General features: G+C 51.0%; 21 protein-coding genes. 6 read left to right on the forward strand and 15 right to left on the reverse strand.

Translation table 11 applies throughout. The features are described from left to right. The first annotated feature begins 13 nt into the window (after positions 1-13). On the forward strand, positions 14-1,096 hold the full coding sequence (locus HMPREF0860_RS08385) for a BMP family lipoprotein (protein ID WP_021495681.1): 1,083 nt from the start codon (positions 14-16) through the stop codon (positions 1,094-1,096). A gap of 231 nt (positions 1,097-1,327) precedes the next feature. Here HMPREF0860_RS08385 and HMPREF0860_RS08390 read toward each other — a convergent pair whose 3' ends face one another. The 7 genes from HMPREF0860_RS08390 to HMPREF0860_RS08420 all read right to left on the reverse strand — a co-directional run bounded on the left by HMPREF0860_RS08390 (position 1,328) and on the right by HMPREF0860_RS08420 (position 11,245). After that, the gene (locus HMPREF0860_RS08390; protein WP_051169952.1) at positions 1,328-2,074 is read right to left on the reverse strand and encodes a tRNA threonylcarbamoyladenosine dehydratase; all 747 of its coding nucleotides are present in this window, start codon (positions 2,072-2,074) and stop codon (positions 1,328-1,330) included. 44 nt (positions 2,075-2,118) lie between these two features. Further along, a complete protein-coding gene (locus HMPREF0860_RS08395; protein ID WP_021330279.1) occupies positions 2,119-3,051 on the reverse strand; it encodes a type I phosphomannose isomerase catalytic subunit in 933 nt (310 codons plus the stop codon). Further along, the gene (locus HMPREF0860_RS08400) at positions 3,044-5,782 is read right to left on the reverse strand and encodes an AAA and adenylate/guanylate cyclase domain-containing protein (protein ID WP_021330290.1); all 2,739 of its coding nucleotides are present in this window, start codon (positions 5,780-5,782) and stop codon (positions 3,044-3,046) included. Before HMPREF0860_RS08400 ends, HMPREF0860_RS08395 begins: the two co-directional genes overlap by 8 nt. Before the next feature lie 120 nt (positions 5,783-5,902). Continuing rightward, the gene (gene dtd, locus HMPREF0860_RS08405; protein WP_021330292.1) at positions 5,903-6,343 is read right to left on the reverse strand and encodes a D-aminoacyl-tRNA deacylase; all 441 of its coding nucleotides are present in this window, start codon (positions 6,341-6,343) and stop codon (positions 5,903-5,905) included. Positions 6,344-6,376: 33 nt separating this feature from the next. Continuing rightward, positions 6,377-7,807, reverse strand: coding sequence for an MGH1-like glycoside hydrolase domain-containing protein (locus HMPREF0860_RS08410; RefSeq protein WP_021330303.1), 1,431 nt, complete (start codon positions 7,805-7,807; stop codon positions 6,377-6,379). Between the two features lie 168 nt (positions 7,808-7,975). Next, positions 7,976-9,439 (reverse strand): sucrose phosphorylase, encoded by a 1,464-nt coding sequence (gene gtfA, locus HMPREF0860_RS08415; RefSeq protein ID WP_021495682.1) that lies wholly within the window; start codon positions 9,437-9,439, stop codon positions 7,976-7,978. 108 nt (positions 9,440-9,547) lie between these two features. Beyond that, complete coding sequence (locus HMPREF0860_RS08420) at positions 9,548-11,245, reverse strand: hypothetical protein (protein ID WP_156002091.1); 1,698 nt, start codon at positions 11,243-11,245, stop codon at positions 9,548-9,550. A gap of 257 nt (positions 11,246-11,502) precedes the next feature. Between HMPREF0860_RS08420 and HMPREF0860_RS08425 the strand changes: the two genes are divergently transcribed. The 4 genes from HMPREF0860_RS08425 (at position 11,503) to HMPREF0860_RS08440 (ending at position 15,681) form a co-directional block, all read left to right on the forward strand. After that, positions 11,503-13,092, forward strand: coding sequence for a tetratricopeptide repeat protein (locus HMPREF0860_RS08425; RefSeq protein ID WP_021330298.1), 1,590 nt, complete (start codon positions 11,503-11,505; stop codon positions 13,090-13,092). Then, on the forward strand, positions 13,089-14,282 hold the full coding sequence (locus HMPREF0860_RS08430) for a TraB/GumN family protein (RefSeq protein WP_038081055.1): 1,194 nt from the start codon (positions 13,089-13,091) through the stop codon (positions 14,280-14,282). Before HMPREF0860_RS08425 ends, HMPREF0860_RS08430 begins: the two co-directional genes overlap by 4 nt. Positions 14,283-14,470: 188 nt before the next feature. Next, positions 14,471-15,067, forward strand: coding sequence for a TetR/AcrR family transcriptional regulator (locus HMPREF0860_RS08435; RefSeq protein WP_021330355.1), 597 nt, complete (start codon positions 14,471-14,473; stop codon positions 15,065-15,067). Next, a complete protein-coding gene (locus HMPREF0860_RS08440) occupies positions 15,067-15,681 on the forward strand; it encodes a DUF2271 domain-containing protein (RefSeq protein ID WP_021330328.1) in 615 nt (204 codons plus the stop codon). The genes HMPREF0860_RS08435 and HMPREF0860_RS08440 overlap by 1 nt, the downstream gene beginning before the upstream one ends. 19 nt (positions 15,682-15,700) lie before the next feature. Here HMPREF0860_RS08440 and HMPREF0860_RS08445 read toward each other — a convergent pair whose 3' ends face one another. From HMPREF0860_RS08445 to HMPREF0860_RS13325, 8 genes are all read right to left on the reverse strand, one after another. After that, positions 15,701-17,389, reverse strand: coding sequence for a hypothetical protein (locus HMPREF0860_RS08445; RefSeq protein ID WP_021330266.1), 1,689 nt, complete (start codon positions 17,387-17,389; stop codon positions 15,701-15,703). A gap of 101 nt (positions 17,390-17,490) precedes the next feature. Next, positions 17,491-18,492 carry a biotin--[acetyl-CoA-carboxylase] ligase gene (locus HMPREF0860_RS08450; protein WP_021330337.1) on the reverse strand — a complete coding sequence of 334 codons (1,002 nt, stop codon included), beginning with the start codon at positions 18,490-18,492 and terminating at the stop codon, positions 17,491-17,493. Further along, complete coding sequence (locus HMPREF0860_RS08455) at positions 18,489-19,136, reverse strand: P-II family nitrogen regulator (RefSeq protein ID WP_021495678.1); 648 nt, start codon at positions 19,134-19,136, stop codon at positions 18,489-18,491. The genes HMPREF0860_RS08450 and HMPREF0860_RS08455 overlap by 4 nt, the downstream gene beginning before the upstream one ends. Next, positions 19,136-20,638: a DUF1538 domain-containing protein gene (locus HMPREF0860_RS08460; protein WP_021330276.1), complete on the reverse strand. Its 1,503-nt coding sequence runs from the start codon at positions 20,636-20,638 to the stop codon at positions 19,136-19,138. Before HMPREF0860_RS08460 ends, HMPREF0860_RS08455 begins: the two co-directional genes overlap by 1 nt. Positions 20,639-20,661: 23 nt before the next feature. After that, positions 20,662-21,384, reverse strand: a complete 723-nt coding sequence (locus HMPREF0860_RS08465; RefSeq protein WP_021330265.1) for a 5'-methylthioadenosine/adenosylhomocysteine nucleosidase — start codon at positions 21,382-21,384, stop codon at positions 20,662-20,664. 12 nt (positions 21,385-21,396) lie between these two features. Then, positions 21,397-21,798, reverse strand: a complete 402-nt coding sequence (locus HMPREF0860_RS08470; RefSeq protein WP_021330288.1) for a hypothetical protein — start codon at positions 21,796-21,798, stop codon at positions 21,397-21,399. Beyond that, positions 21,788-22,339 carry a signal peptidase II gene (gene lspA / locus HMPREF0860_RS08475; protein WP_021330267.1) on the reverse strand — a complete coding sequence of 184 codons (552 nt, stop codon included), beginning with the start codon at positions 22,337-22,339 and terminating at the stop codon, positions 21,788-21,790. Before lspA ends, HMPREF0860_RS08470 begins: the two co-directional genes overlap by 11 nt. Positions 22,340-22,453: 114 nt before the next feature. Continuing rightward, positions 22,454-22,660, reverse strand: coding sequence for a hypothetical protein (locus HMPREF0860_RS13325; protein ID WP_021330286.1), 207 nt, complete (start codon positions 22,658-22,660; stop codon positions 22,454-22,456). Positions 22,661-22,867: 207 nt separating this feature from the next. Between HMPREF0860_RS13325 and HMPREF0860_RS08485 the strand changes: the two genes are divergently transcribed. Beyond that, a partial coding sequence (locus HMPREF0860_RS08485) for an Rpn family recombination-promoting nuclease/putative transposase (protein ID WP_021495680.1) occupies positions 22,868-23,311 on the forward strand: 444 nt, incomplete at its 3' end.

A 23,311-nucleotide genomic window follows, 5' to 3' on the forward strand; every position in this document is an offset into this window, starting at 1 on the left:
ATGGGAGAACACAATGAAAAAAACAATCGCAGTTCTGTGCGCACTGCTTGCAGCCGGTGCAGTCTTTGCAATGGGAGACGCCGATTCTTCGGCAGCCGGAAAAAAATCGCTCCGCGTCGGCATGGTAACCGATGCCGGAACCATCGACGACAAATCATTCAACCAAGGCACGTGGGAAGGCATTCTCCGCGCACAAAAAGATATGGGCATCGAATGTAAATATCTGAAACCTGCGGGAACGACGGAAGCCGATTATCTCAAAGAAATCGGAAACCTCGCGGATGCGGGCTATCAGATGATCGTCTGCCCGGGCTTCAAATTCGAAACCGCCGTTTTCGCAGCGCAAGACAAATACCCGAAAGTCAAATTCGTCATCCTCGAAGGAAAACCGCACAACGCCGATTATTCCGTATTCAAAACGGCGCCGAACGTCGCGGCCATTTCGTGGCTTGAACAGCAGTCGGCATTTATCGCAGGCGTCGCGGCGGCGGTGCAAGTCAAAGAAGGCAGCTTCGGCTTTATCGGCGGCATGGAAATCCCCGCCGTTCAAAAATTCAACTGGGGATGGCAGCAGGGCATCAAATACGCGAACGAAAACTTCGGCACGAAGATAACGATCAAAGCCGAAAACGTCATCTATCAGGGAACTTTCAGCGACGTCGCGGCAGGTCAGCAGCTTGCAGCTTCCATGTTCGACAAAGGAGTCAAAGTCATCCACGCTGCCGCAGGCGGTGTCGGCGTCGGCGTCATCAACGAAGCGAAAACGAGGCGCTCTACCGGCAAAGACGTATGGGTCGTCGGCGTCGACGTCGATCAATACAACGAAGGCATGATGCCGAACAAAAAGAGCGCCGTGCTCACATCCGCTATGAAATTCCTCGACCGCGCTTCGTACGACATGATCAAAGCCGAACTCGCGGGCCAATTCCCCGGCGGCAAAGAACTCGAGTTCACGGCGAATAACGACGGCGTCGGCATCCCCTTGAAAAACCCGAACCTCTCGGCGGAAGCCCAAAAACGCGCAACCGAAGCATTCGAAGCTATCAAATCGGGAAAAGTTATCGTTGCGGATAATCCTGCAGGATTAATAAAATAAAAATCGGGACGAAACGGTCGGAAGAACCCGCCTCCGCGGCTCGCTCACGCTCGGCCGCGTCCCTCGCTTGCGCTCGCTCCGGCGTCTGCCTTCGGCACCGCTCCGCGCGGGCGTAGGCTGACGGTGTAAAAGCACTGTCGGAAGCAGACCCTTTACGACACGGCGGCCGCGTTGCGGCCGCTGTCATTGTCGAAAGCGCACTCCTTTTCAATTTATTAATTATTAATAATATCAACAACCCTGAGCTTGGCCGAGCAAATCGCACACGACTTTTTGCGCGATCAAAAGCCCCGCGGCCGCAGGCACAAATGAAATGCTTGCGGGTACCTTTCCGCTGACGGACGGCAGCTCCGTCGAATACAGCACCGGAACTTTTTCTATGCCTTTCTTTTTCAATTCCCGCCGCACGACGCGCGCAAGCGGACACACGCTCGTCTCCGCTATATCGGCAATGCGAAAACGCGATGCGTCGAGTTTGTTTCCCGTACCCATAGCGCTTATAACGCGCGTACCCGCATCTTTCGCTCTTTTTATGATTTCTATTTTTGCCGCAACGGTATCGACGGCATCGACGACGTAATCCCAGCGGGAAAAATCGAATCGATCTTTCGTGTCGGGAAGAAAAAAACAGCGGTGAGCCGTTACGTCGCATTCGGGATTGATGTCGCGGATGCGCGCGGCGGCGACATCGACTTTATATGCGCCGACCGTGCTGTCAAGCGCGTATATCTGCCGGTTTATGTTCGAAGCTGAAACGGTATCGTTATCGACGATATCGAGCGAACCGATACCCGCGCGCGAAAGCGCTTCGACGACAAAGCCTCCGACTCCTCCGATACCGAACACGGCGACGCGGCTTTTTTGCAGCGTTTCGATGCCGTCTTCCCCGATGAGCATCTTCGCCCGCGAAAAGCGCTCTTCATCGGATAGAGCGCATTCGGCTTCTGCGGCGTTTATCGCGGATTTTGTATGACACATCGCGCTTTCCGTATCGTATGCGGTCGATCGCACGGGATCCGCGCTTACACTGCGGATATGACGAGCTGCATATCGCCTTCGAATACCGCCCGCCCGTACTCATACGGAAGCATAAAATGACTCCCCTTCCGAACGGCTTTTCCGTCAACAGTCCCTGCGCCTTCGACGACAGATGCGAGCATAAACTTTTGATCCTGCACGATTTCCGCCCTCCCGTGCACGTCGAGCGTCCACACGGAAAAATACGGACAGCTCACGAGTTCGACGAGGTTTTTATTGATCGTTTTATGCGGATTCTTTTGCGGCAGACTCTCTTCAAACGGCGCCTTTATAACATCGATGCTCTCGGCAATATGAAGCGCGCGCGGCTTTCCGTCGCTTCCCGGCCTATCGTAATCGTAGACGCGGTAAGTGACGTCGCTGTTTTGCTGCGTTTCAAGCAAAAGCGTGCCGCCCTTTATCGCGTGAACCGTTCCCGGCGCAATAAAGAAAAAGTCGCCTTTGTGCACCGGCACTTCGCGGATAAACTCGTTCCAGCGCTTTTGTTCGATCATATCGCGCACTTCACCGCGGTCTTTCGCATTGTGCCCTATGACGATCTTCGTACCGGGCGCGGCGTCGAGGATGTACCAGCATTCCGTTTTGCCGAGAGAGCCGTTTTCGTGCAGCTTTGCGTACGCATCGTCGGGATGCACTTGGATGGACAAGTCGCGCTCCGCATCGATGATCTTCGTCAAAAGCGGAAAACGCTCTCCCGCCGATCCGCCGAAAAGCTCGCGATGATTTTTCCAAAGCTCCGAAAGGTGCATACCGGCGAAAGCGCCGCCTGCAACCGTGCAGTCACCGTTCGGATGCGCACCGATAGCCCACGCTTCTCCGACATGACCGCTCGGAAGTTCATAACCGTATTCTGCGAGGCGCTTACCGCCCCACACCGTCTCTTTTAAAACGGGATTCACAAAAATAATTTCACGCATTGCATTGGCTCTCCGCAGCAAGTTTCGTATACTTTGCGAGCGCATCGTCGTCCTTCGCTTCCGCCGCATAGTAGAGCAGTTTGCCGGCGGCCGGCCGGATATTGTCTTTGTATTTTTCTTCAAAATAATTGATGATCGCGGTATTCAAACTCTTCCGCGTCGATTCGATAATCGTCTTATAGATAACGCTGCGCATCGTCGCATCTTTAAACGTAAAGAGCGTTCGCTTTGCGTTGTCGCAGAGTATAAAACCGCTCTCTTCGAGTTCGGCAAGAGAGTGTTCGACGACACTGTGCGGAATCGTTTCGGAGACAAGGGCTTCCAGCACATCGAGTGAAAACGTCCTGCCGATAACGGAAGCGTTTTTGCAGATAACCTGCGCTTCATAAGACAGCGCATTCAGCTGTACGAGGATCACATTTTCGATCGTATAGGGAATCTTTATATCGTTTATGTGATCGATAAGGCAATAATGTCCGCTTTTATCTTTGCCGATTTTATTACTCGATTTAAGGCTTTCGACGATAACTTCGATGTACATCGGATTACCGCCGGACGCCGCGATTATCTTCGCGATGAGCAATTTATCGGGCGTTTTAAAATCGAGTAATTTTGCCGCAAGCTGAGCGGCTGTCGCATCGCGCAAATGCGCAAGGCGCAGCACTTTCATATTGTTTAAAGAATAGAGACGCTTGATCGTTTTCGATTCGCGCGATACGGGTACGATGAGAATCGGCGCGGTCTTCGGTTTTCGAAACAAGTACGAAAGCAGATGCAGCGAAAGATTATCGCTCCACTGCAAATTTTCAAGTACGATGACAAGCGGGTGATTTTCCGCATAATTCACAAGCAGCGTATACACGAGGGCAAAAAAGTGCTGTTGTTTTGTCGCCGCATCGAGGCGCGCCGTCACAGGATTTTCCGCAAAGTTGTAACCGAGCGTCGTCAAAAAATACGATACCCAATTTTTATCGGACGGGAGATCCCGCGCAAATTTATTTAGGACGTGCAGCAAAAGCATTTCGCCCTGCATCGAATCGGTTATACCGACGACGCGCTTTATGATATCGCGCCATAAAAAAAACGGCGTCGAAGCTTCATACGAATACGCCCGGCCGTACATAACGACGGTATCGGCATACGCTGTCATAACGTCGGATGCAAATCGTTCAACGAGATAGGATTTTCCGATGCCGATATCGCCGATGATCGGAGCAAAACACAACTCCCCCGCCCTGCTCCTTTCATATAACGATGCGATCGCCGCAAGTTCTCCGCTCCGCCCGAACAGCTCGGTTTTATGATGTACTTTTCCCGTATCCTTTCTGATCGTCAAAAGGTGATACACGGTTTGCATTTCGGAAAAGCCTTTGAGCATGATGCCGGGCATCGTTTCCGTTTCGCTTATCGTTTCGGTTTTCACCTTTGTCGCTTCATCGATAAAGACGGTAAAAGCTCCGTGGTTCGTCGCGTTCATCATGAGGCGCGCGGCAAAGTTGATCGCATTGCCGACGATCGTAAAATCCTTGCGCATGTTCGCACCGAATTCTCCGGCGTAGACGACGCCCGTCGCAATGCCGACGTTGACGATGATCTTACCGCCCTCTTTTTGCTCTTCTTCGATCAGTTTATTGGCGAACAGCATCGCCATGCGCTCTTTGTATTCGATCGCGACGGGCATACCGAAAAAGACGGGAAACACGATGCCCTTGTCGCTTAAATCGGGCTTGCCGCAATAGCCGCTGAAGCGGTTTGCGATGTCCTGCAGATCTTTATAAATTTTATTAAGACTCGCATAACCTTCCGCGATCGACGCTTCACTGACAGCCTGTTGAAAGACGCCGTCAAAGCGAACCATGCAGCACGTTACGTTGCGGTATTCGCCGTCGAAACCCTGCACGTTATTTTTTATCTGACTGAAGATGATCGGATTTATAAACGAATAGAGGCGGTTGTAAAAACGCGGATTTGTAAACCACGTTTCCACGTCGATATATTCGGGGCGTTCGACCGACGAGGCGAAATCTTCGGGAATATCGGTCAGGTGATAAAACCCTTCCTGCTCGGCAAAGCAGCGCTCAAGTCCCATTTTGCACGCAAGATTCCACACGGGAATACTCACGACGATCTCCTGCGTCGTGCACGCTTCTTCCATTTTGATCGCTTGGATGACGGCTGCTCCGGTAAGCACCGGCGTCATCGAATATTCCGTATCGCCGAGAAATATCTGAAAGATTTCCCCCTGCCCCATACCGATTTTCGGCTTCAGCGTAAAATTAACAAATTCTTCGGAAACAGTATTGTAATTGTTGCTCAGATCGATGATGAGGATCATCGCTGCAAGCGCGCGCCGTAAATTGTTTTCGTCGCTTTCGTCTTTTAATCTGTCGAAGCAGATGAGGATCGAATCGCCTGCAAATTGAAATACGGAGCCTCCGAATCCGCGAACGGTTTCTATGACGACCGAATAGTAATCGGACAGCGTATTCGTCAAATCGGCGACATCGCGCCCGGTTTTCATATAGCCGTCGACGATTTTCGTAAAGCCGATGATATCGAGGTATACCATGACGCCCTGGAATTTTTCTATCGTCCGTTCGAAAAAGCAACAGGGCGATTCGCCCATCATTTTTACGACGCGATAGGGAACATAACGCGTCATAAAAAAAAGCTGTTCGGGCGTTATGTCGGTATCCGTGCGTAAAATGCAGTCGATGCAATTTTCTTTCATTAACAAAAAACCTCAAAAAATAAATTGAACTTTCGGCATCTTTTGTCAGTATAATATAATTCGCCGCGCAACTTCAAGCCGCATTATAACGCACCGTATATTCGTTCGGTGTGGCTTTACCTAGACGGTTTCGAGCATAATCGTAAATGGCCCGTCGTTTACGAGCGAAACTTTCATATCGGCACCGAAAATGCCGTGCCCGACAGAGCGGAATCGGCTTTTGCAGCACGATAAAAAATACTCGTATATGCGCTCCGCATAATCGCCCTTCGCCGCGTTTTCAAAGCCCGGCCGATTGCCGCCACTGCAGTCGGCGTACAGCGTAAACTGCGATACGACTAAAAGTTCGCCCGCAACGTCTTCGATCGACAAATTCGTCTTGCCGTTTTCGTCTTCAAAGATGCGAAGCTTTCGGATTTTTTCCGCGAGCTTTTCGGCGGCCGTTTCCGTATCTCCGTGTGTCACGCCTAAAAAGACGAGAAAGCCGCGTGAAATCGAAGCGCAGCATTCACCGTCAACCGATACCGATGCGGAACTTACGCGTTGAATCAATGCTTTCATTATGAGATTATTTCCTTTGCCGATTCGGCCGATTTACAATTTGTCGATGAGCATGGAACACTTGCCCGACGGAATCGGCAGCGTCTTTTTCTTTTGATCCAGGATATTGATCGTAAAGTAGTAGAGCTTTTCGCTTTCCATTTGGATTTCCCAGCCGCGGCTGCTTTTATTGCTCAATATCGTTATGAGGTTGCGCTTGAGCGACAGGTTTTCGATACCCATGATTTCGAGGTTCGGGATAATCCAGTCGACCGTTTTGCGCGGAAGACTTATCGAAAGACCGATGACGTTTTCTATCATCAGCGCAATCGTCGAAAGGCCGACGGTGATGAGATAGTGCGGACGCGGAAAGCCCGAATCTTTTGCCATGGACGCTTTGCCTTCTTTTGTCGGCAGGTACGCTTCGTACACGTCGCCCTTTTCTTTCGGATTGTTCGGCATGAGCCCTTCGAGGATATAGTAGAGGTGACGTATGGAGCACTCGCGCGCAAGTTCGTAGTGGCGGTATTTTTCGAGTCCTTTGACGACCATAAAATTGAATGCGGGAAATACGCTGCCGCAAAATCCTTCACCCGATTTTTTAAACGATCTGCTGTCGGCCGAAAGCGTCGGAAACGGATGATCGGTACCGAAAGTTTCGGGATCGTTCAAGTGGGAGATGAGCAGCTCCGCTTTATCGGCGTTCGGGATTTCGGCGAGAAGCGGCCAAAACCCCGCGATCGTTTTTTCGCTCAAACGCTTTCCGTCTTTGTCGAGATCATGATAAAAGTACGTCGCATCGTCCCACATAAGCGAATTGATCCGCGTTTTGATCGAAAAGTACATGCGCCGGTATTGGAAACTCAAATCCTTATCGTTGAGGATATCGCCGAGAGCCGACATGTGAGACGCGTTGATCGCCATAGCCGCATTGAAATCGACGGGGTACACGCTCTTTTCGCGCGGAGCGTTGAACATCGTACTCGCGCTAAACGGGACCGCATACAAGCCGTTTTCCCGTTTAAACGTTTCGTCGAGCCACGCCATGTATTTTTGCAGTTTCGGCATGATCTCTTTGATGCGCCGCTTGTTTGCGGATTTGTGGTAGAGGTTGAACTCCGCCCACGCAAAAAGCGGCATGCCGGCGCCTTCGGGATTCGTGCGCGGCAGAACGGGTTTTCCTGTTTTCGCATCGTAACGCCAACGGATCGCACCGTTTTTTTCCTGCTTGTCGTAAAAATAATCGATGTTTTGGCTCGCATTGAAATTACGGTTCGAATACACGAGAAAAAAAGAAGAAAAAATCGATTCGAATTGATCGATGACGCACTTTCCGCTTTCGGGATATAAAAAACAACCGGACGGCGATTCTTTTGACGTCGCAGGGTCGATCCAAAAATCTGCAAGCATCGACCACGTTTTATTATAAATATCTACAAAATCCTGATCGTAAAAATGAATTTTCGGAAAATCGTGTTTATTCACTGGTACTCCTGCAACTGCTGTACGAAAGTAGTCTTTACCAGTATACCACATTTTTATAAAAACGCAAAATATTTTTTATAAAAACGGAGATTTTTTTATTTTCCGTAGCCGGTACATACGACGGATCTACGCAGCGCGCAGATCAAAACGGCAACCGAAAGCGTCGCGTTAAAAGCCGCACGGAAAGCGGCGTTCACCGCCATCCTCCGAATATGCAATATCGCAGGAATATGTGAGGAAATCGATAAAAAGGTATGCATAGTCGGCGCCGTTTTTTCGGAGGATGCGCAAACTGTGTTCATCAGACGGCAAAAGACGGAATTCGCCGTCGAACGCAGGATGAGAGTTCCGAAATCTCATGAGCGCAACGAGCTTTTGCGCAAGAGAAGAAGCCGAAACGCGATCGATTTCATCGAGCGGATAATAATGGCGATTGATATCGCGATGTACGCCCGTTTTATTGCAAAGCTCGAAATCGTTTTTGGCGCCCCACACGCCGACATAATACACTTGCGGAATGCCGGGCGCAAAAAACTGCAACGCGCGTGCGATAAAATATTTGTTATCATCATTACCGCATGCCGAATAATACGTGCAGTTGATTTGATACGTATCGAATCGAGCGAGATCCATACGGATGCCGAATTTTTCATAGAGTTCGAAAGTTCCCGGATTCAGCTCGAAACATTTCCGCCTCGTCGCAAGAAGATCTTCGTCGCTCATCAAATAGCGCGCATCGACGACGCCGATACCGTCGTGCGTGTCGAGCGTCGTAAACTGTTTTCGCGGACAGACGAGGAGCCAATTTTTCAAATACATCGATTTTCCGAAATACAGCGCATTGAGCGTGAGCATCGGCAGTTGAAAATCGTAGGTATAGTATCCTCGCGCTTCCGTTTTTTTCTGTATAAAATAGTGTTCGTGAATTTCAGGAAGAACGGCCACTCCTCGCGGGGAAAGGATTTCATCGCATTCGCCGAGCAGCCGCCAAATCTCTGGTTCGACAAAAAAACAATCCGTACCTTCGCGCTTGGACGCATACGCGACCGCATCGAGGCGGACGATCGAAGCGCCGTGTTCGGAAAGAAAGATGAGATTGTCTTTTAAAAATTTTTTCGCTTCTTCGGAATATTGATTGATATCGATTTGATAATCGCTGAACGTCGTCCACAGTTTTTCTTTCGAACCGTCGGCAAATTCGGCTTCGATATACGGAATATTTTTGCGTTTATAGAGCCTGTCGATATCTTCGGCAGTCGGCTCCCCCTTCGTCCAAAAATCTTTATAACGGATAAAAAAATCACGATAGCGTGAAGCGTCTTTTTTTGCCAAAAAATCCTTATACATCGTGCTCGCCGACGAAAGATGATTTATCATGTAATCGTACATGAGATAATATTTTTTTCCGAGAGAGGCGATATCGTCCCACGTGCCGAATCGCGGATCGACCTCTTTGTATGTTAAGGGTGCAAAACCGCGGTCGGCCGACGATGGAAAAAACGGTAAAATATGGAGACCTCCGACCGCTCCGTCCAAATACCGCTCAAGCACATATTGGAGGTCTTTCAGATCGTTTCCCATGCAGTCGGCATAGGTAATGAGCATAATCTTGTTTGCGATTTTTTGCGGCATTAGAAGCCCTCCGTATCCGAAATAATTATGCGACCCTCTAAAAATTTCAATCGGGTTTTCAAAAGCGCCTCGCTAAAATCCGCACGAAACTTCCGCTCGGTACCGCCGTCACTCTGCAGATTCGGGAGACGCGTTGCCGGTCGACATCGGGATATTGCCTTCGGGCAGCGCGCTTGCGGGGGCGGACGGCTCGGGCGGAGGAGCTATGACATTGCCGGCCGCATCGGTTTCAGTGATCGTCCTGCGCTCGGCAGCCTCGCGCGCCGCATCGGAATAGATAAAACGTATCGTCTCTATCTGCGATTTGTGGCGCGACTTCAAGAGCAGCGTATTCGTATCCGCTCTGTACACGTAGCCCGACGAGTTGTACGTTTCGAAGCGAGGATCGGTGCGGAATGCCATATCGTAAATGTAAATCGTTCTGAATCGCCGTATGCCGTTTATGATAACGTAATGCGTATACGACTGCGGAAAATCTATCGTCACCGTAACCGTTCCCCTGCCGTCGTTTTGATACGTCATATTCGCAGCGCACGTCCATGCCCATACCGCATCTCCGCCGTCGAAACCGAGCAGCGCAAAATGCGGGTAGTACGGATTGTCGTGCACGACGATCGGATACAAAGCGGCAAGCGTACGGAGATCGAACGAGGCGCTTTCCGCAAGGTACGAATTTAATATCACGTAGCCGCCTCGCTCGAGCGCCGCCTCTCCGGACGCCTGCCCATAACGCACGAGAGCATCTCCTATTTCCGCCGCTTGAACGACCGATACGAAAGCGCCGTTTTCGGAAATCGTAATCCGCTCGTTTTCAACGGAACAAGACTCGGTAATTTTATCGATGCAGACTTGAGCGGCGCTCTGCACGATTGCCGCCAAATCGGCGTTTTTGGCAAGAAGCAAATCGTAAGCCGCGAGAATCGATGCCGCCTGCGAGACGGTAAGCGAGTTCGCATTGGCAGCGGTCGCCAACAGAGTTCTGACTGCGTCCGATCCCGGATGCATGCACATATAGTCAACGATGCCGGAAACGGAAAACGCGTCGATCGTATTTTGCGAAACGATATCGCGGTAACGTGCGATCTGCTGTTCGAGCGAACGGTTCATCGTCGCAAGCGTATCGAAATACGGAGACGAAAGATAGGTGCGCTGTACGCCGCGCCTGAACGAGGAAGGCACCGCGTTGATCGCTTCATTGTAACGGCCGCGCTCGGACATAGCCGCGACAAACGAAACGGCTTCCTGTTCGGTGATATCCTGCTGACCGGCAAACGCCGCTATTAAATTTTGCTTTAAAGCGACGATCGTTGCCGAATACGCGCTCCGCTCCGCAGACGCAAAACGAGATGTGTTTTCAAACGAGAATTTTTTCGTCGCATCGTAATACGAATACGACGCGACGGATGCGCGGTCGGTAAATGCAACCGCGCCGCCTGAGATTTCAGCCGCTTCAAATTCCCATCGGCTGTTTCTGATATCGAGCTGTACGTGCGTATCCGTCTCGGAAACGACCGCGGCTCCCGGAACGATTTCGTAGTGCAGACGCAGGTCGGCGGCGTTTTCCGGCAGGGAAGCGTGCACGGTCAAGCGCTCTGCTTCCGCGCTGCCGCTCACCGAAAACGAAAGCAAAACGCCGTCGCTGAACGAAAATTCACAGGAACGCGGGGTCGGCTTTTTCCACGATACGAGCGCAAGGTTTCGAGGCGTCCGCTCGCCGCGCACGGCAAGTGTCAAAGGATGCGTATCGTCGGCCGTAAACGTAATACCGTTAAACGACACGATCATCCGATTTCGCAAAACACCCATACCGTCGTCTCCGCGCGTTTCGGCAAGCGATATGCGAAGATTTCCGATCTTTTCCGATATGACGGAATCACTCCTAAATTGCAGGATAAAAATGCCGACAATTATAACGATATACGCAAAAAGGAGCCCAAGTGACTTCCGGACAAAATTCCTATACATTGCCGACAGTGTACCCAATGGCGCAAGGAATTGCAACCGTCGGTGTAATTTTGTTCTTTTTTATGTATTATATATGAGAAAACAGTAAGGAATACACGATGAAAAAATCCCTCAGCCGCGTAGGCGGCATATTCGCAGCCGTACTCACCGTATTGTTTATATCGTGCGCAAGTACGCCGAAAAGCGGGCAAAACGCAAACGGCCTGCAGAAAAGCGCAGAGGCGCTTTCTCCTCCGCAAAGCACGAAAGCCGTTCCCTCCGAAGGAACGGAAATGCAGACGGAAAAGCCGTCCGATACGGTTAATGCGGAAACGGGCGGCACGGAGAGCAAAGCCGAAATTACCGAAGTGAAAGCATCCTCCCCTTCCGTTGCAGAAGAGCCGACCGCCGTACAGAGCGAAGAGACGGTCGTTCCTGCGGATATCGCATTCGTTCGGCACCTGCAATCGTATCTTGCAGCAAACGATACGGACGGCGCGCTCGCATCGTTTGAAAATCTTCCCGATGCGCTCAAAGAAAACGCGGAAATCGAAATCCTCCGCGCATCACTCCTTCTTTCGGCAGGGCGCACGGAAGAAGCGAAAGCCGCAGGAGAGGCGCTTTTGGAACGGGATGCGGACAATATCGACGTGCTCGAACTCAATATGCAGACAGCGCTTGCATCGGGCGACAAAAGAAAAGCGGACGCATTTATCAAACGTCTTCTCGCTTCCGATCCGAACAATGCGGCGGCAAACATCGCGCTCGCCGAGCAATATGCGCTCAAGCACAAATTCAAACTTGCAAACGCCGCATACAAAAAAGCCCTGCAGAGCGAAAGCGGCAATATCGACGCGCTTTTCGGTTTCGGACAGACAGCGTTTTATATCGGCAACATAGCCGAAGCGAAAAAATCCTTCGAAGCGATCCTCGCAGAGGACGCTTCCCATGCGCTTGCCCTCTCGTATTTGGGGAAGATCGAAGCCGACGATAATAATTATCTTCGAGCATCGGCATACATAGAAAAGGCAATTGCTGTCGACGATTCGAATTACGACTTTTACCTCGATTTGGGAACCTACCTTCGCTACCGCGGCAAATTCGAAGAAGCGGAAGCTGCGTGGACAAGAGCAATCGCGCTCGATCCGTCGTATTTTCTTGCATACGTGTACCGGGCAGGGCTCTACGACGAACAAAAAAAATATAAAGAAGCGCTCGCCGATTTTAATAAAGTTGCCGAAACGAATCCCGCCTATTTTTACGCATACAAAGATATCGGCCTGCTCGAATGGCATGAAGGGAATTGGGCGGCGTCACGCACCGCGTTTCAAAAAGCGTATTCGTACAACAAAAGCGATTTTTCCTATGTGCTCATGACAGCCGCCGCGTATCTCAAAGAAAAAAACGTCATCGACTGCAAAAAATTTTTAGCGCAGACGATGCGCGGCTTTGATCGCACATCGCTCGCCTACGAAATGATGCGTCTCTATCACGATCAGGGCGGATTCAACGCGGAAAATTCGCTCAGGCTCAAAATCGATAAAATCGACAAACCGTCCGATCGCGGCAGGATGTGGTATTACATGGGATTGTTCTACGAGCTCAAAGGTTCGGCAAAGCTCGCAAACGAATATTATTCAAAAATTATTAAAATGCAAGCCCCGATGTTTTTCGAATACCGGCTTGCCGAATGGAGCCTCGGAAAGTGAGCAATACGCAAAAAACGATTTTACTGAACGGACGGACGATTACGCTGCTTGGAACCGCGCACGTTTCAAACGAAAGTATACAAGAAGTGACGGACGCGATTAAAAAGCAAAAGCCCGACTGCGTCGCAATCGAGCTCGACGAAAAGCGCAGCCGTTCCATGACCGATCCCGAAAGCTACCGTAAGCTCGATATCATCGCGGTGCTGAAGCGTAAAGAAGGTTTTTTGCTTTTGGCAAATTTGGTACTCGCGTCTTTTCAAAAGCGGCTCGGCGAAAACGTCGGCGTAAAACCGGGAGACGAAATGCTCGCCGCAATGAACACCGCTTCCGAACTCGGCATTCCGTCGATCATGGTCGACCGGCCGATAGCCGTAACGCTCCGTCGGGCATGGGCGAAAAATTCGCTGTGGGGAAAAAGCAAATTGATTTCCGCACTCATCGCAAGCGCATTCGACAAAGAAAAAATATCGCCCGAACAGATCGAAGCTTTGAAAAAATCGAATGAAATGGATTCGATGATGACCGAGCTCGCAGAATATTTGCCCGCGGTACAGGAAGTGCTCATAAACGAGCGCAACCGCTACCTCGCTTCTCGCATTTGGGAAGCAAACGGCGACCACGTACTTGCAGTCCTCGGTGCGGGGCACCTTCCCGGCGTGGAAGCGCACCTCAAAAAAATCGCAGCCGGAGACGAGACAACCGACACGAGCGACATCGACCAAGCACCGCCGAAAAGGGGGATTGCAAAATACGCCGGCTGGCTCATCCCGCTCGCGATAATCGCCCTCGTCGCCCTCGGCTTTGCGCTCGGCGGAAAGCACGTCGGAAGCGAAATGATCGGAAGTTGGATACTGTGGAACGCTTCTCTTGCGGCGCTCGGCACGCTTGCGGCCGGCGGACACCCGATTACGATTGCGGCCGCAGCCGTAGGAGCTCCGGTCACGTCTCTCACACCGGTTATCGGCGTCGGACTCGTCACGGGCGTCGTGCAGACGTATTTTTGCAAACCGAAAGTGTCCGATATGGAAAGCCTGCAAATCGATGCCGGAAGCATAAAAGGCTGGTACCGCAACCGCATCCTTCGCGTGCTCCTCGTGTTTTTGCTTTCGACACTCGGAAGTTCGACCGGCACTTTTATCGCGGGAGCCGATATCGTAAAATCTTTCGGCGCGTTTTTTGCCGCACACTGAGCATTGCCGAAAAAGCACTCGGCTTTTTCGGCAGTCTCTATATTCCGAACATCAATCAAAACCTTCACCGCTCTCGCGGCAGCGCGATAACGCCCGCGAAAACACAGTTTTTTTTACAGCACCTCTTGACAGAATAATTGAACAGCGTTAAATTATCATTGTTTACAAAAATCTTACAAGGAGGCGACATGCGGAACGCGAATCCGGAAATCGTTCCGGCGATAAAGACGAAAACGCTTGAACTGCTCATGCACAAAAACCCCGACGAGATCGCCATGCGCGATATTGCCTCGAATTGCGGAATTACGGCGGCAAATATCTACCACTATTACAAAGACAAAGACGAACTCTTTCAAGCGATCAGTCTCGATTGCTTAAACGAGCTCAACGCCCGAATCGCAGACGGGGCGAAAGGTTCGCGGCCCGGCAAAAAGCGGCTGTACGGCGCGATCGATGCGTTCCGCACATGGTGCTTTGAAAATCCGCGGAGAGCGCTGCTGGTCATGCAGGGTATCGAATCGGCATCGGATGCGGACGATAAAATTATAGAACGGTATTATGTGTGCAACAGAACCGGAACCGCCCTGCTCAAAGAATGCGTTCAAAGCGGTATCGCGCGTTCGGCGAATCCCGCCCTCGACGTGGGTGTGCTCGTTTCGGGATTGTGGGGCTGCATCGAATCGGTCATCTTAAAAAAATGCGATAAAAAATATTGGAATAACGGAAAGCGATATACGGATCGCTTTATCGCTATATGGATGAATGCAATTTTTGGAGGTATATAATGAAAAAAGCATGTGCGATTATGGGAATCCTGCTTTTGGGCACGGCGCTTTTCGCAAGAGAAGCGACCGTCAGTATCGGAGCCGGAAAAAATTGGAAAGAAAAGATGGCGTCTCAATGCGCCGTTTGGCTTGAAGATGCGAACGGAAACTACGTGCGCACGCTTTACGTCACGCAGCGCGCAAGCAAGCGTAATTGGATCGTCGGTCCGAAAGCCGGCCGGCCGGAATCGCTTCCGGTATGGTACCATGCGGCGCACTACGAAAGCGCGAAAGGCGCTCCGGCCAATTCCGACGTGGACGCCGTAACGGCCGCAACGCCGAAAGGAGGCGTCGTGTTTACCGCCGAAATCGACGACGAAATATACGTTATCAAAGCGGAGTTCAACACGAGTTTCGACTACAACGATTTTTATACAAAGAAAAATTCCGGCGTCAACGGCCAGCCATCCGTCGTATACGAAGCGAAGATTCCTTCGGGTGCCGGCGGCGAAATCGCGCTTTCACTTACGGGAACGGGATCCGAAGACGGCAGCGACGGAAAGATTTACACAGACGTTTCAAAATTGACGACAGCGAAAACGATAGTCGATAAAATCATCGTAACCGTGCGATAAACGCCGCACGGACTGCCGATCAATATCCGTCCGACATCGCGCGGTTGTTATCTTTGATGCACAACTCGTCGTACACGAGGCTTCGCTTCCTAAGCTCTTCTTTGAGCGCTTGAGGGAACGGCATATTGCGCCAAAAGATGCCGCGCACTTCTTTATCGAGCCGCTGCACGCCCGTTGATTCTTTTGTCATCCACAAGATGTAGTCTTCGATAAAGAATTGTTTGAGGTCGCCTTTTAATTTTTGCCGATCGATGTATTGATAATATTGTCCGGTAAGACCTTCTTCCATCCAATAATACGACGCTTTTTCTTTTGCAACCTGCCAACGAAGGTCTGCAACTGCGGTCAACACGGCTATGTGCAGATCGCGCGGATACATCGGAATAACGATACGCCCGCGGCTCGTCACGAGATTATAGCGGTCGAAAGGCTGCCAACAAAAACCGCGGTCGCCGTAAGTCGGCACGAGCAGCGTATACGGAATGATTCTGTTCGGTACGCTTTTGTGAATGCGGCAAAACGCACCCGGGTCGATCGATTCGATCCAGCGCATAACTTCGAGCACGTTTTCGCGCGTACCCGTTCCCTTTTCGGTGCAGTGAAAAAATTCGCGTGTAAAAATCGGAAACTGATTTCCCTGCCGGCCGACCGTCATCTTTGCCATCTGACGCACCGTATCGAATTCGGTTTTCAAATCGCCCGTATTCATTTCGACGATTTCCGGTCCCGCATCGAGCTTTTCCTGTACGCTGTCGAAAATACCTTTCGCTTCTTCAAACTCCCGCAAATTTTTTGAAAGCTCTTTGTCGTTGCGCGAAAGGTTTCGCAGCTTGTCGCTTATCTCGGAAAACTCGTGCTTTTGCGATTCGGTATACGGCGCGAGATGCGGTTCGAGCCCGAAATACGGCTGGTGTTCGCATATATCGTTGACTAGACGCTTCAGTTCGATTTCGAGCATCTCGCGTTCGTGCTCTTTCATCGTGAGCATACTTTCCGCGCTTTGCAGTTTGCCGGAATTTTTCGACTGCAGCTGCATGAGCCGCGTCTGCTCCTGCATCTGTGCTTCATCGGGATTTTTGCTGATCTTGCGCGACGACGGCGGCTCGTCCGTCATCGAAATATTCATGCGCCCGGAGAGGACTTCTTTAAACCATTCGTCCATGTAAAGGATCGGTTCGTTCGTCAGATTTTCGAATATGATGCGCGAAAAAAAATCCTTTTGTTCGGGCTTAAAAAGCGACGGAAGCAAAACGCCGAAACGCATAAGCATACGTTTGGGCATGGGTAAACGTATATTGCCCGATTTTTCCGACATACCGCGCAACAGTTCCCAATACGCCGAAATAATATTTTGGCGAAAAACCGAACGATCTTTCGGATCCTGGCTCGTAAGATATTTTGAAAGCTGCACGTGCACGCGCTGCGCCGATTCGTTTTCACCGGAAAGTGCCGTTTTATAATACTGCGGGTCGTCGAAAACACCGGACGGAGCATCGTTCAACATTTTTCCCTGCGGTCCGAAAGCTTTGATGCCCAGATCGACATCGTGAATTCCTTTCGGCACTCTCCGTTCGGAGGCGTCGTCAGTTTGCGTTTCGGGCAGTACATCCGCCTCTGCCGTATTCGATTCCGCTTCGCTGATTTGATGCGACCGTTCCGCTTCCGCAAGCAATGCCGCGATTGACGGATCCAATTCCTGTTCGTCCATGCCACACTCCGTTTTTTTGATATCAATTACAGTATACCATGCAGCCGGCATTATCGCAACGTCGGCGCCGAAAATTATAGGTTATCAAAACCGTATTTCGTTCAATTCGAATGAAGCGTCACTTCTCCGCTGTCGAGAAAGCGCTCCTTTCCGTCTTCGGTTTTTACGATCAATTTCGCGTCTTCACCGACGCCGGTCACTTCCGCTTCATACGATTCGGCGCCGTTTATGACGGGATGCACTCTTACCGTTTTTCCCGTCAGCATCGAGCGCTCACGGTATTCTTTCATCGCGCGGACAAAACCTTTTTTGCCGGATGTGTAAATCGAAAGCACTTCGTTTACGATCGCCGCCGCAAGCGCGCTCCGTTTCGTATCGGCTTTTTTGTCATCGAGCACGGAAGTCGCAATGTCTGCGATGTCGTGCGGAAAATTTTGCGGCGCGATATTTACGCCGATGCCGACGACAGCGCACGAAATGCCGCCGCGCTCAAAATCGGTAAGGCCTTCGGTGAGGATGCCGCACACTTTTTTGCCGCGCATAAAAATATCGTTTACCCATTTGATCTTTGCATCGGCATCGTAAAGCGAAAAGAGCGCGCGGCACACACCGACTGCCGCCGTCGCGGTCAGGAGCGCAGGTGATTCGATTTTTTCCTTCGGCGCATAGATGATCGAAAGATACAAACCCGAACCGTCGGGCGAATAAAACGTACGGCGGAGCCTTCCGCGGCCGGCCGTTTGAGAAGACGCGATAATCACGGTGTTGTTGAGGGAGCGCACGTCGGAAGTTTCCGCCAAACGCCGCTTCGCTTCGGTATTCGTCGAATCGATTTTTTGATAGACGAAAACGCGCGCACGAAATGTTTCGTCGATAAGCGAAGCGACGGCTTTTTCCGAAAGGATGCCGCCCGTACCCAAAAGGTGATAGCCCCTGTTCGTTACGGCTTCGATTCGGGCACCCATAAGGCGCAGCTGCCTTACCGCTTTCCACACCGCCTGACGAGAGACACCCGCTCTTTCGGCAAGCGCTTCGCCTGAAATAAAACCGTCTGCCGTCTCAGGCTTTGAAAGCGCGCACAGTACGGCATCGGCGGTTTTCACGACTTTTTCCCGAGCAGGGTAAAGTCTCCGACCGGAGTACAAAATGCGATGCCGCTTCCGGGCTCTGCAAGACAGGGCAGCGTACGAACGGCTTCAAAAACGCCGTCGAGCTTTTCGGAATCGATGATAATAAAAATCATCTCCTTTTCGGGGACGATTTCCATACCGAAAAATTTCGCATCTCCCGGCGTTGCAGTTCCCCGTGCATTGATGATCGTGCCCCCTCCGGCTCCCGCTTTCCGAGCTGCCGCCATAATATCGTCCGCATAACCTTTATTTGCGATCACGGTGATCATCTGATGTGTCGTTTTTTGAGCCATATAATCTCCGCCTCCCGAAACGGTTCCGGTTTTTAATAATTTTGCCGATTCGGCCGTAACGAGTACGCCGAATTTTTTCTTTTTCGCTTCCGATGCTGCGGTAATCGCATCGACAACGTCCGATTTTTTTTCTGCGGGAACGAGTATGTATACGATGTCTTTCGGCATATCGCCGAGGGCCAGCGCATGCAGCACGCCGCTTGCCGTCGTGCCGCGCCCCATCATAACAGTCCCGCCGCCCGCGCCCGCACTCACCGCAGTTTTTGTGATAAACTCGCCTTCGTCGTGCGGAACGATGCAGATTATTAAATCGTATGCCGTCATCACTTTTTATCACCTCCCCTTTTTTTATGCTGAAATACAAGGCCGAGCACTTGGATCGCAATAAGCGGCGTCATCGCGATGAGTGCAATAACACCGAATGCGTCGAAACTGCCTCCTGCCGCCTGAGACGCGCCGAGAGCAAACGAAAGCACAAAGGTCGAACTTATGGGACCCGACGCGACGCCCCCCGAATCGAAGGCGATGCCGGTAAAGAGCTTCGGACAAAAGATCATCAATATAAGAGCAGTCGCATAGCCGGGTACGAGGATATACATGATATTGAATCCGGTGAGCGCACGCATCATCGCAAGCCCAATTGCAATCGCCGCTCCCGCCGACAAAAAAACGAGCAGCGCTTTTCGCTTTATCGTACCGCCCGAAATCGATTCGACCTGATCGGTGAGTACCCATACGGCGGGTTCTGCGCACACGACGACTGCACCGATCAAAAGCCCCGTGCCGATAAGGAGCACCGTCCAAAGCCCGCCGCTTTGTGCTGCGCGCATGCCGAGCAGTTCACCGAGCTTTCTCCCCGCCGTCATAAAACCGCCGTTGACGCCGACGAGAAAAACGACGAGCCCGATATAACTGTAGATAAAACCCACAATCATACGGGCAACTTGCCTGGGCGGCAGGCGGAGCAAAAAAAACTGAAATACGACAAAGAGCACGAGAACCGGAAGAAGCGAAAAAGCGGCTTCCTGCACGATATGGGGCAGCACCGCAGTAAATGCGCGGAGCCCCTGTACCGCTTTTCCTCCCGCAAGCGCTGCAGGCGTTTCGGAAACGACGGACGCATGATGCGAAAGCATCAAACCGTAGAACAGCACCGCCATAATCGGCCCGACGGACGCCATACCCGTAAGCCCAAAATTATCGCTTTGCGAATCGCTCGATCCGCCCTTCGAACTCAAGCGTGCGGATGAAACGCCGATACCGAGCGCCATGATAAAGGGCACCGTCATCGGCCCCGTCGTCGCTCCTCCCGAATCGAAGGCGATCCCGACAAAACTCTGCGGAGCTGCAAAGGCCAGTATAAAAATAACGACGTAGGAAATCGCAAGGATTATCTTCAGCGACAGGCGCATAACCGTACGCAAAAGTCCGAGCATAACGTACAGACCGACGCCGAGCGCAATCATCATGATAAAAATCAGTTTGTTTACGAGCGGAAAAACGCTCCGCACTTGATCGGCGAGCACTTGGATATCGGGCTCCGATGCGGTGACGAGAAAGCCGATGAGAAAAGACGCGCCGAGCAAAAGCGGAAGGTTCCTCCGCTTTGTCAACTCCGAACCGCCCTGCGCTCCGAGCGGAAGAATGCCGACATCGACGCCGAGCAAAAAAATCGTCAAGCCCGTGATGAGCAGAATGCCGCCGACAAAAAATCGCAAAAGCAGATCGCTTCCGAGCGGGGCTGCAGTGACTCCGAGTATGAGCACGATGGCCATAACGGGGAGAACGGACGACGCCGTCTCTTTAAATTTTTCCAAAAGGTTCATAGATGCTTAAGTACACACTCCGCTTATAATAATTTCATCATTTCGATAACGATGGCCGCGCTCTCTTCGGCGGCCTTTTTTTCGTTGAACGCAATCGCTTTTCCCCCGTTTTCGTCCGCGGTATCCGACATGGCGCGGATGATCACAAAGGGTACATCGTTCAAATAACACGTATGCGCGATAGCGGCTCCTTCCATTTCGATACACGCGGGATTGCACAGCTCTTTTATGCGCCGCTTTGCTTTTCCGTCCGCGATAAACCGGTCGCCTGAAGCGACGCGCCCTTTTACTAATGTATATTTTTTTGCCGCATCCGTTTTTGCAAATGCCTTTTCGGCCGCCCTGATTAAATTTTTATCCGCCGGAAAACAATACGCATCCATCTGCGGGATTTCGCAGGGTTTATAACCGAAAAGAGTCGCGTCGACATCGTGATACATCGCGTCGGTTGAAACGACGACATCGAAGACACCGAGAGACGAAGCGGCCGCTCCGGCGATACCGGTATTTACGATATGCGTTACGCCGAATTCCGATATGAGGCGCGCGGCACAGAGAGCTGCGTTCACTTTACCGACGCCGCTTTTTACGACGACCGCGCGGACATCCGAAAGCATACCGTCGTAAAACGAAAGATGTCCTGATTTTATTAATTGCGGAGAACCCTTTCCGTCTTCTCCGGTCATCGAAGATGCAAGCGTTTGCACTTCGACTTCCATCGCTCCGATAATACCGATCTTTTTCATGGATGCTCCGATTTACGAATTGCCCTGCTTTTCATTCCGCGATTTGCGCGGACGATAATAATCGCCGAGTCCCTTTTGCAATTTATCGTACAGATTCAATTTATCGATAATAACGTACATGATCTTTTTGTGCAGGATAAAACCGGAAACCATTCCGCCGATAAATACGAGCGGAGAGGCGATTTGAATCGGGAGCGCGGATTTCAAATTGAAAACGCGATAGCACAGGACGGCGGCGAGGATGTACAGCACCGTCATCAAGGCGAGCATGAGGATCACTTGAACGATGCAGCTTGCGATCGTAAAAAGAATCGTATTGCGCTTCAGTTCGTTTTTTTTAATAATCGCTTCGCGCCGCTTTTTTTCCGCTTCGATTTCCATACGATCAATATCGGAATAATTATTATATTCCATCGGGCTTCCTCCCGCTTTCCGCACCGGCCGTTTTCATAAATAAAACGATAAGAATCGCACAGCAAACGACGATCGATGCGTCTGCAACGTTGAACGTCGGCCACCGTTCAAGCGAAAACAAGCCCGGCACGGCGATGTTCGGGATATCGACATCGATAAAGTCGACGACGCCTTCGGCTCGCGCAAATCGGTCGATGAGATTTCCGAGCCCTCCTCCGACGATGCCGCAGATCGTCCACCGCTGCAGCTTTGTAAACGTATCGTTTCTGAAGTATACGGCAAACACGACGCCGATTACGACGAGCGGAAGGATCGCAAACAAAAATCGCCTGGCCGTATCGGGCAGGCTGTCGCCGACGCTGAATGCGACGCCCGTATTCGATACGTGCACGATGCGCAGTATGCCGCCGAAAAACGATGAACCGATCGTAAACGGCGGTATCGTTTTAACGATTACATATTTTGTGATTTGGTCGACAGCGACGACGACGAGCGTCAGCACGAGCGGCCATAGTTTTGCCGCCTTCGTTCGATTATCCATAATAGTACAAGTATATCGATAAAATACGCAATCGGCTAGCACTCCGAAGCGGGATGCACGGAAATCAATTTTTACCTGAAAAAGCCGAATGGCGAGTTTAAAGGGTAAATACAATTACATTTTTTTGATTTCGGCTTCCGAGAGGCCGGTCATTCGTTGTATAAAAAAAGACATATATAAGCTCCTGAACTTTTCGTTCCGTTTCGTTTTTCCGACAAACGCATCGATCCGCTGTGTAAAACCGCTCGCCGTCCGCCTCTCGCAAAAATACTGCAGCAATGCACATAATTCAGGCTCATCTTCTTTACTGTAGGCGTTCACATTATAAAACACCTTATACGATTGTCATCAAGAAGAATACTGCCGTCTTCACTGCACACGTTATGGAACGTATATACGGGTAAGCCTGCGTTGAACGGATCTTTCAAACAGATAAAGATGAAATAACTCTCCTCCGAAATTACTTCAAAAAACTCCGAAATCGCAACATCTCCGCGATATATATAGCAGACATTTCTTGGAGGTTTTATGGCAACACACAATCGTCGGTATAAAGATTCCGTCTTCGTCGATTTTTTCGGCGAGGATAAAAACGCAAAGGCGAACTTCCTCGCCCTCTACAACGCATTGCATGGGACAGAACTTGACGCATCGACGGAACTCGAACCGCTCCGCCTCGAACAGGTGATGTACATGGCGTTCCGGAACGACGTCGCCCGCCTCGTCGACGGAAAGATCATCGTATTGGTAGAACACCAATCCACGATAAACGCCAACATGCCGCTCCGCTTTTTACAGTACGCAGCCCGTCTCTACGAACTCATTCAAAACCCGCGCGACCGCTATCTCCGCAGATTGAAGAAGATTCCGACGCCCGAATTCTATGTGTTTTATAACGGGGAAGAAGATTACCCCGAAACCGCGACATTACGCCTTTCCGACGCCTTTATGACGATGCCCGAAAAACCTGCG

This window comes from Treponema socranskii subsp. socranskii VPI DR56BR1116 = ATCC 35536, assembly GCF_000468115.1.
In the GTDB taxonomy this organism is placed as follows: Bacteria; Spirochaetota; Spirochaetia; order Treponematales; family Treponemataceae; genus Treponema_D; species Treponema_D socranskii.